This window comes from Streptomyces sp. BR123, assembly GCF_013401435.1.
GTDB lineage: Bacteria > Actinomycetota > Actinomycetes > Streptomycetales > Streptomycetaceae > Streptomyces.
In genome coordinates, this window is record NZ_JACBGN010000293.1 from 1 (window position 1) to 8,871 (window position 8,871).

Consider the following 8,871-nt stretch of genomic DNA (forward strand, 5'->3'; position numbering starts at 1 on the left):
CCACGGTCCGGCCCCCGCGGCCCCGCCTGCCTGGCCGGAGGCCGGACCGTGGCCGGAGCCCGGGCAGGCCGCCGCCGCGTTCGACGCCTCCTGGTCCGCGCACGGCCACCGGGAGCCCGAGGCCGACCCGGCACCCGAGGCCGCCACGGCACCCGGGGCCGCGCGGTCCGGCCGCCGGCACACCCCCCACGGGCGCCCGGACGACTGCCGCCGGGACCGCGGCAGCCGGATCCCGTGGGCGGTGGGCTCCCTGCTGCTGCTCGGCGCGGCCGGTGTCCTGGCGCTGTGGCCGGGCGACTCCGGATCCGACGACGACCACCCCACACAGCGGCCCGACCTGTCCGTCCCGGAGCTCCCGGGCAGCAATCCCGGTGCCGGCGGCAGCCCCTCGCCGACCACGTCGGCACGCGACGCCGCGACCCCGTCGGCCTCGCCCAGCGCGTCCGCGAACCCCTCGGAGAAGCCGCCGCCCTCGCCCAGCGCGTCGGCGGCCACGCAGCCGGGGCAGCGCGACACGCTGCGCATGGGCGACCGCGGGCCGGACGTGACCGCCCTGCAACGGCTCCTGTACGGGCAGGGTTTCACGTACGTGCACGTCTCGGGCGTCTACGACGGCCAGACAAAGCGCGGTGTCGCCCAGCTCCAGCGCGACCGGGACGTCAAGGGCGACCCGGCGGGCGTCTACGGACCGGCCACCCGGGCCGCGTTGGGAGGCTGACGCAGCACCCGTCCGACCGGGCGAGGGCTGCGCAGGTTAGCAGCGCCAATTCCGCTGGACCAGCGGAAATGCCCCAACGGAAAGTGGGCGGTGTCCTGTTCGCCTCAGTCCGAGGAGCCGCCCATGTCCACTTTGCGCGTCACCGTCGAAGAGCTGACCGTCCACGAGCACCCCAACGCCGATGCGCTGGAACTGGCCCAGGTGGGCCTCTACCGAGCCGTCGTCGCCAAGGGCGCCTACCACACCGGCGAGTTCGCGCTGTACATACCCGAACAGGCCGTGCTGCCCGCCGCCTTGATCGAGGAGCTCGGCCTGACCGGCCGGCTCGCGGGGTCCGGTGCCGACCGGGTCAAGGCGGTCCGGCTGCGCGGCGAACTCTCGCAGGGCCTGGTCTGCCGGCCGCGGGCGCTGGCCGGCGTGGACCTGGCGCGGGCCGCCGAGGAGGGCACGGACTTCGCGGAGCTGCTCGGCATCACCAAATGGGCGCCGCCGGTCCCCACCACCATGAGCGGAGACGTGGAGGCCGCCGCCGATCTGCTGCCGTGGGTCGACATCGAGAACCTGCAGCGCTACCCGCACATCTTCGAGCCCGGCGAGCCGGTCGTCCTCACGGAGAAACTGCACGGCACCGCCTGCCTGATGACGTACCTCGTCGACGGCGGGCGCGTCCTCGTCTCCTCCAAGGGCTTCGGGGCCAAGGGCCTGGCCCTCAAGGAGGACGTGCGCAACCTGTACTGGCGGGCCGTCCGGGGCCACGGCGTCCCCGAGGTCGCGGCGAAGCTGGCCGACCGGCTGGGCGCGACCCGGATCGGCGTCTTCGGCGAGGTGTACGGGGCGGGCGTCCAGGACCTGGCGTACGGGACGGACGCGCGCACCGCCGACGCGCCTCCCGGGTACGCCGTCTTCGACGTGTCGGCCGAGATCGACGGGCAGGTGCGCTGGCTGGACCCGGCGGAGCTCCTCGCGGACGGCGAGCTGCCGCTCGTTCCACGGCTGTACGAGGGACCCTACGACCTGGACACGGTGCTGGAGCGGGCGAGCGGCCGCGAGACGGTGTCGGGGCGGGAGGTCCACCTGCGGGAGGGCGTCGTCATCCGCCCGGCCGTCGAACGGTACAGCCCGGTCGTCGGCGGCCGGGCCATCGCCAAGGCGGTCAGCCCGGCGTACCTGACGCGCAAGGGCGGCACCGAGTACGAGTGACACCGGGCGCGGGGCGTGGCGTGGCCTGACGGGGTGGGAGCGGCCTTTCGTGGTGGGATGAGGAACCGACGGTTCCACAGATCGAGGCCGGCTACGGGCTCACGGAGAGGTCGGACAGACACATGTCCCAGGACACCATGCGGGCGATGGCGTACGACAGGTACGGCGGGACGGAGGTGCTCTCCGAGACCCGGCTGCCGCTGCCGAAGGTCGCTCCCGGCGAAGTCCTCGTCAAGGTCCGGTGCGCGGGGGTCAACCCCGTCGACTGGAAGATCATGGCGGGCGGTCTCGACGGCCTGATGGACGTCCTGTTCCCGGTGGTGCCCGGCTGGGACGTCTCCGGGACGGTCGAGCGGGTCGGGATCGACGTCCCCGAGTTCGCGGTCGGCGACGAGGTGATGGCGTACGCCCGCAAGGACTGTGTGCACGGCGGGACCTTCGCCGAGTACGTCAGCGTCCCCGTGCGGGCCCTCGCGGCCAAGCCCGCCTCCCTCGGCTGGGAGGAGGCCGCCGGGCTGCCGCTGGCCGGGCTGACCGCGTACCAGCTGCTCACACGGCTCGGCACGGGGGAGGGCGACACCGTCCTCATCCACGGTGCCGCGGGCGGCGTCGGATCCTTCGGCGTGCAGATCGCCCGGGCGCTGGGCGCCCGGGTCATCGGCACCGCGTCCCCGCGCAACCACGACCGGCTGCGCGAGCTCGGCTGCGAGCCCGTCGAGTACGGCGAGGGCCTGGTGGACCGCGTCCGGGGGCTCGTCCCCGACGGTGTCACGGTGGGAGCGGACTTCGTCGGCGGCGTGCTGGACGTCACCACGGCGGTCCTGGCACAGGACGGCCGCCACGCCTCCATCGCTGACCACACGGTACTGGGCGCGGGCGGCCAGTGGATGTGGGTGCGGCCCGACGGCGGCGACCTCGCCGAGCTGGGCCGACTCGCGGACAGCGGCCGACTGAAGGTCACGGTGGCCGAGACCTTCCCCCTGGCGGAGCTCGCCGCGGCCTTCGAACTCAACCAGCAGGGCCACACCGCAGGCAAGATCATCATCACGCTGTGACCCACCGGTCCGACTGACCCCCGACCACCTGCCGCGACCCCGCGCCCCGCCCCGGAGCACGGCCCCGGGGCCTCAGGGGAGGGTGGGGACGGAGCCGCAGGCGGCCCGGTCGACGGTGACTCCCGCAAGGGCGGCGCACCAGGGGGCCGTCAGGGCGCTGAGGCGGTCCGCGTCCGGGGGGCGGCTGCCGAGGCCGATCGCGTACCGCGCCGACACCGGGGACGCCGTGAAGGGGCGCGGCCAGGCGTGCACGTCCCGGACCCCCGCCTCGGCGAGGGCGCCGAGCAGGGCCCGCATCCGGCCCCGGGCCCGGCCCAGCGACTCCTCGAACTCCCGCGGACCGTCGCCCCGTACGGTCACCACGGCCCAGGCGGCGTGCCGGCGGTGCAGCGGCGGCGGGCTCAGGAGCCCGGCCTGCGCCTCCCCGGGCTCGGTGCCGGACTCCAGGAGCTCCCAGGCCCGGTACAGCTCCTGGCCGAGCAGGTCGCCCAGGCCGGGGCCCACCTGGGACGTGCAGCTGCGGACCGGGGAGGACGGGGTGAGAACCGTGACCGGGTCCGGGCCTGGATCCGAGGCCGGGGTCGGCTTCGCGTGCGCCAGCGGGGTCAGGGCGACCGGCGTGCGCCAGTCCCAGGCGGCCCAGGTCCCGAAGAAGGTCCGGAGCAGGGCCGCGGGGTCCAGGTCATCGGCGTCGCGGACCGTCCGCGCCGCCAGGACCGCCCAGGCCAGTCCCGGCAGCCCGCCGAACGGCGCCGAGTCCAGGCCGCGGATCCGGGCCCAGGCCTTCACCTGCCGGGCCAGCTCCGCGAAGGCCGCCTGCCGGGGCCCGTCGGAGCCCACGAAGCCGCGTACCGCCTCGGCATCGCTGACCGCGCTCAGCGCGATCGCCGCCGCCTCGCCGAGCGCCGCCCGGCGCTGCACCGCCTGCGCCGGATCCACCGCCCCCGTGGCGACGACCACCAGGTCCACGTCCAGCCCGTCGGCGCGCAGCCGCAGCCCCGGCACCCGGGCGCCCGTCACCTCCCGGATCCGGTCCGCGGTCCGGGGCACGGCTGCCGCGACCCGGGCCCGTACGTCCGCGAGGTCCACCGTGCCAGGCAGTGCCGCGACCAGGTCCAGGTCCGCTCCCGGCAGGGCGCAGCCCATGCGGCGGGAGCCGGCGACGTGGACCACCCCGTCGGCCAGGGCCTGCGCGATGCGGGCGGTGACGGTCCGCGCCGCGCGGTCGAGATCGGCGTCGTGCCCGGCGTCCGTCGGCTCCCGCCCCGACCCAGGGGTCGGGGCAGGCCGCTCCGGCAGCCGGCGCACCGTCCCCGTCCCGAGCTCCACCGTCGCCCGTACCCGCATCGGCTCGTCCCCGCGCCGCGACAGCACCGCCAGTTCCCCGACCCGGGCCGGGAACGAGGCCCCGGCGCCGCCCAGCCGCGCCGTGAACTCCGCCACGGCCCGCTGGGGATCCGCGCTGCGGCCGAGCGTCAGGTGCGGGGTGTACCCCTCGCCGCGGCCCCGGCAGCCGGGGAACCGTGCGGCCAGCTCCCGCCGCAGCTCCTGCCACGGTGCCTCGCCGGCGGCGGCCGGGTCCAGCCAGAGCACGGCGTCCTCCCGGCGCCCGAAGCTGTGCACGCCCGCCTGCCGCACCGCGAACGGGGCCGTCGCCGCGGCCGCCTCGGCCAGCAGCGGCAGCGCCTCCTCGAAGGAGGACTCGGGAACGAAGCCGAACAGCAGGTTCACGTGCGCGGGCCAGCGGTCGGCCGCCGGGTCGTGGTCCCGGCGCAGCTCCTCGACCTCGGGATGGTGCGGGGGCAGCCACGCCACGGCCGTGTGCGCGGTCGCCGGTACGCCGAGCACGGCACGCCCTGCGGCCGTGCCGGCCGCGGACGCCGCCTCCGCCTCGGCTCCGGCGCCCTCCCCCGTGAAGTCCAGTACCGCCTCGACCCCGTAGTGGTCGGAGACGAACAGGCCGTCGTCGGCGGCGGGGGAGTCCCCCCGAAGTACCGCCCGCCGCACCTCCGCGGCCGCCGACCGGAGCAGGACGCGGTCCAGCCGGCCGGGACGCCCCGACAGCGAGCCCACCGCGGCCAGCGGATTGGCCACCGGGTCGAACGTCGGCGTGGAGTCCTGCACCCCGTGCACCTCGGTCCACGCGTCCCGCATGCCGAGCGCCGCCGCGGGCCCCTCCGGCCCGCCTCGGCCGTCGTTGAAGTCGCCGAGCAGCGCCACATCGGCGTCGATACCGCTCAACCCCTCCTGGATACGGGCCAGTTCGGTACCGCGGAGCTCGGCCCCGCCCTCGGTGTGGTCGCTCGTCAGGTGGACTCCGGCCACGACGAGCGGCCCGCCGGCCGTGTGCACCGTCACCGCCGCGACGGCCTTGTACGGCCCCAGCAGGTGCAGCCCGGCCTCGGCCACCGGCAGCCGGCTGAGCAGGAGCAGCCCGCTCGTGTCGACGTCCTTGCCGGCCGGGTCGGTCCCGACCGTGTACCCGGCCCGCACCCACGGCTGCGCCAGCAGCATGCCGAGCAGCTCGGGCTCGACCTCCTGCAGCGCGATGACGTCGGCGTCGGCGGCTTCCAGGGCGGCGAGCAGCAGCGGCCTGCGCCGGGCGGTGGCGATGTGCGGGGCGTCGTACCGATCCCACAGGGTGTTCCAGGTCAGCAGCCGCACCCGGCCCGGCCCCGTCGCCGTCCCCGGCTCTGCCGCGCCCGGCGGGGGAGTCCCGGCGGGCCGCCAGGCGCCGTCGGCCGGATCCCAGGCGTGCGGGGTGCGGGCGGTGAAGAACGGTGCCCGGAGCAGGCGCGGGGTGCGGACCCGCCCGGCCCGCGTGGAGTCGATGACGTCGAGGCCGCTGGCCCGGTCCCAGACGAGCTCGCCGTCCGCCTCGACGAACAGCACCCGGTGCCAGGGAATGTCGCCGCCGGGAACGAACGCGGGCAGCGGGATCCTCTTCGGCGGCGCCCCGCGCTGGTGCAGCCCGAGGACGAACCGCGCCGGGTCGAAGCGGGGGTCCCAGCAGACCTGGTGGTAGAGCTGCTCACTGGTGCGCATCAGCGGTCCCCGTCCGTCGCGCCGAGGGTTCCGGCGGTGTCGTCGACGGTGCCGCCCGCGCCGATGTACCGGACGCGGTGCGCCTGCCCGTCTCCCGGATAGGGCGGGTCGAACCGGTGCAGCTGGGAGGCCAGCACCTGCGGCGGCACGGGGTGGGCGCGTACGGCGTTGCGCCGGAGCAGCTCCGCCTCCTCCACCAGCACCACCGCATGGGTGACCAGTGCGTCGCGGCGGGCGGCGACCGCGCCGGCCAGCCCCCGCTGCTGCGCGGTGAGGGAGGTGGCGTCCCAGACGACGGTGCCCCCGGCGGCGAGCGCCGCGTCCAGCCGGTCCAGGCCTTCGCGCAGTACGTCCGCGTTGGCGCGCTGGTCGGCCCGGGAACCCCGGGCGGCCCGCAGATCGTCGAGACTGATGTACGCGGCCACGCCCGGCAGGCTCCGGGCGTACGTGCTCTTCCCGCTGCCCGAGGGCCCGCACAGCTGGACCAGCCGCGGGTGGTTGCCGTCCCGCCAGCGCCAGGTCGCGGCCACCGCCTCCTCGGGGGTGGATATGCCGCCGCGCGCGAAGGCCTCGCGGGCCTCGGCCCAGCAGCGGTCCGCCGCGTCGGCGTCCAGGTCCGCCAGGGCCGTCCGCAGCCCGGCCCGGAGCGGGCCGAGCGGGTCGGGGCCGAACAGCCCCTCCTCCTGCGCGTACAGCGCCGACCATTCGACGCAGTCCCGGGCCTCGCCGTCCGCCGTACCGCCGGCGGCCGCGGCGAGGGCGTGCAGCGCCCCGAGGTCGGCCGCGGAGGCCATCCGGACCAGCCCGGCCCGGCGCAGCTCGTCCGGGAACGGCCGCCGCAGCCGCGGGTACAGCCCCACCAGGTCGGCGACCCGGCGCGCCAGCGGCATGCCGAGCGGCCCCGCCGCCAGGCGCGCCGCGACCCGGGCCCGCGGGGTGCGGTGCAGTACGGCCGCGAGGACACCGGCCAGCCGGGTGTCCCCGGTGCGGCCCAGTGCGTCGAGCCGGCCCGTGACCTCGGCGACGACCGGATCGACGCCGACGCCCGGAGCCGGAACCACAGCCGGGGTGGCGGCCGCCCCGGCCACCGGCCCCGGCCCCGGCTCCCGCTCGGGCCCGCTCTCCAGGCCGAGGGCGGCCGACAGTCCGGCCGTATCCGGTTCGGCGCCCGAGCGCACCGCCCACAGGGCGGCCTGCGGGCCCAGCCCGTTCGGCACGACGGGGGCGTACATCCAGTGCGTGTCGGTCTGCACGTGTCCGCCACGGACCCACTTGGCGACGCACCGCCCGAAGTCCGCTCGGGCGAAGCCGTCCGCCTTCCGCACGACGTAACCCTCCTGGCGGACGGTGTCGACGCGCAGCGCGCGCAACGCGCGCTCGTCGAAGACGCCCCGCCACAGCACACGCGGGACGGGCACCCCCAGACCGTGCAGGAAGTGCACCGTGCGGTCCCAGTCCAGGCACTGGTCGCCGTCCCACACGGAGAACCCGTAGAACCAGCTGTCGAGGTCCTCGTACGGGATCGAGTGCCGCGCGTACAGGTTCTCTCCGCACACGCGCCGGCCGGCGGGTATGCCTGCGCCGATCCTGCTCTGGAGGCCCTTGACCCAGGCGCGGGAGGGGTGGTGGGCGGAGTCGAGGGAGCGGGCGTGCAGGCCGTCCGCGTACAGGGTGGTGTTCTCCCCGTCGAGCTTCTCGGTCACGACGACCTCGTGCCCGGCGAAGCCCCCGAGTCCCGCGGTCCGCACGTCGTCCGCCGTCGTCCCCGGCGACCACGGCAGGTGGGGGGTGCGGGGGTAGTGCGTGCGCATGAACGGCTCCTGCTCGACGACGTGGTGCCAGGTCACTGTAGGTTTCCGACCCGGCTCCCTCCACCCGATATCCGCCCCGGCAGGCTTCGGCGTCAGGCCTGCCGACCGGCCAGAAGGGTGAGGATGTCCGCCGTGGGACGGACGTCGCCGAAGCTGCGGTAGACCGTCGCAAGGGTGGCGTTGTGGGCGGCGTCGCTGCGCGTCGCGCACCCGTCGGCCGCCAGGACCACGCGGTAGCCGAGCGTCGCCGCGTCCCGCACGGTGGCCTCCACGCACACGTTCGTCACCAGACCGCACACGATCACCGTGTCCACACCGCGGTCGTCGAGCACCTCGGGCAGGGGGCAGCGTCCCGGGAAGAACGCGGAAGCGGCGTTCTTCTCCACCACCGGATCCTCCGGAGCCGGAACAAGCTCGGGCCACAACCGGTCCGTGACCGCGCCCGTGCCCCCGGCGAGCCGGTAGCGTTCGGCGACCTCGGGACCGTAGAAGTCCACCGCCCAGCGGGACGGCTGCGCCGCCACGGCCGGCAGGACCCAGGCCACGGTGCCGCCCGCCGACCGCGTCCCGTGCGCGAGGGCCTGCACCTGCGGCACGATGCCCAGCCCGAACCCGCTGCCCGCCACGAAGAAGCGCACCATGTCGACCACGACCAGCGCGGTCCGTTCGCCCGGCAGCTCGGTGTACGCGTGGCGGTGGCCCCGGCGGCGCTCGTGCCGCGCGTACTCGTCCGCCTCGATGCGCCAGGCGTGCCGCCGCGGCTCGGTTCCGCCCGTCACGTCCGTCCCCTGCGCGTCCATCGGAAGTCGGCTCCTCAACGGCACAGGGCGGCGATCTCGGGGGCGACCGTGCCCTTGGCCGCCTCGCACAGGGCGCCCATGTCGTAGCCGCGGCCCGGGCCGGGCCCGGGCCGCGGCTGTGCGGGCGGCCGCTTGCGCGGCGCGGACCCGGACGTGGACGTCGACCGGGACTTGGCGGAGGACCTGGGCTGGGACTGCGCGGCGGGTCGGTCCCGGTCCGCGGCCCGGCGCGGTGGCGGTTG

Annotated in this window: 6 protein-coding genes and 1 pseudogene; 3 read left to right on the top strand and 4 right to left on the bottom strand. The window is 76.3% G+C overall.

The features are described 5' to 3' along the window. The 3 genes from HYE82_RS30175 to HYE82_RS30185 all read left to right on the top strand — a co-directional run. On the top strand, positions 1 to 718 hold a 718-nt coding region (locus HYE82_RS30175), incomplete at its 5' end, for a peptidoglycan-binding protein (RefSeq protein ID WP_179177369.1). Between the two features lie 123 nt (positions 719 to 841). Continuing rightward, complete coding sequence (locus tag HYE82_RS30180) at positions 842 to 1,918, top strand: RNA ligase (ATP) (protein WP_179177370.1); 1,077 nt, start codon at positions 842 to 844, stop codon at positions 1,916 to 1,918. 137 nt (positions 1,919 to 2,055) lie between these two features. Continuing rightward, positions 2,056 to 2,973: an NADP-dependent oxidoreductase gene (locus tag HYE82_RS30185; RefSeq protein ID WP_179177373.1), complete on the top strand. Its 918-nt coding sequence runs from the start codon at positions 2,056 to 2,058 to the stop codon at positions 2,971 to 2,973. A gap of 72 nt (positions 2,974 to 3,045) precedes the next feature. Here HYE82_RS30185 and HYE82_RS30190 read toward each other — a convergent pair whose 3' ends face one another. The 4 genes and pseudogenes from HYE82_RS30190 to HYE82_RS30205 form a co-directional block, all read right to left on the bottom strand. Further along, entirely contained in the window at positions 3,046 to 6,018 is a 2,973-nt protein-coding gene (locus HYE82_RS30190) for a poly(A) polymerase (RefSeq protein WP_179177371.1), read from the bottom strand. Further along, positions 6,018 to 7,829: an RNA ligase family protein gene (locus tag HYE82_RS30195; protein WP_179177374.1), complete on the bottom strand. Its 1,812-nt coding sequence runs from the start codon at positions 7,827 to 7,829 to the stop codon at positions 6,018 to 6,020. Before HYE82_RS30195 ends, HYE82_RS30190 begins: the two co-directional genes overlap by 1 nt. A gap of 92 nt (positions 7,830 to 7,921) precedes the next feature. Beyond that, positions 7,922 to 8,629 carry a cysteine hydrolase family protein gene (locus tag HYE82_RS30200; protein ID WP_179177372.1) on the bottom strand — a complete coding sequence of 236 codons (708 nt, stop codon included), beginning with the start codon at positions 8,627 to 8,629 and terminating at the stop codon, positions 7,922 to 7,924. Between the two features lie 14 nt (positions 8,630 to 8,643). Continuing rightward, a pseudogene (locus HYE82_RS30205) lies at positions 8,644 to 8,871 on the bottom strand (hypothetical protein); the annotation flags it as partial.

Coding starts and splice junctions, on each gene's coding strand:
- HYE82_RS30180 (WP_179177370.1), top strand. CDS start 842: ATGTCCACTTTGCGCGTCACCGTCGAAGAGCTGACCGTCCACGAGCAC.
- HYE82_RS30185 (WP_179177373.1), top strand. CDS start 2,056: ATGCGGGCGATGGCGTACGACAGGTACGGCGGGACGGAGGTGCTCTCC.
- HYE82_RS30190 (WP_179177371.1), bottom strand. CDS start 6,018: ATGCGCACCAGTGAGCAGCTCTACCACCAGGTCTGCTGGGACCCCCGC.
- HYE82_RS30195 (WP_179177374.1), bottom strand. CDS start 7,829: ATGCGCACGCACTACCCCCGCACCCCCCACCTGCCGTGGTCGCCGGGG.
- HYE82_RS30200 (WP_179177372.1), bottom strand. CDS start 8,629: ATGGACGCGCAGGGGACGGACGTGACGGGCGGAACCGAGCCGCGGCGG.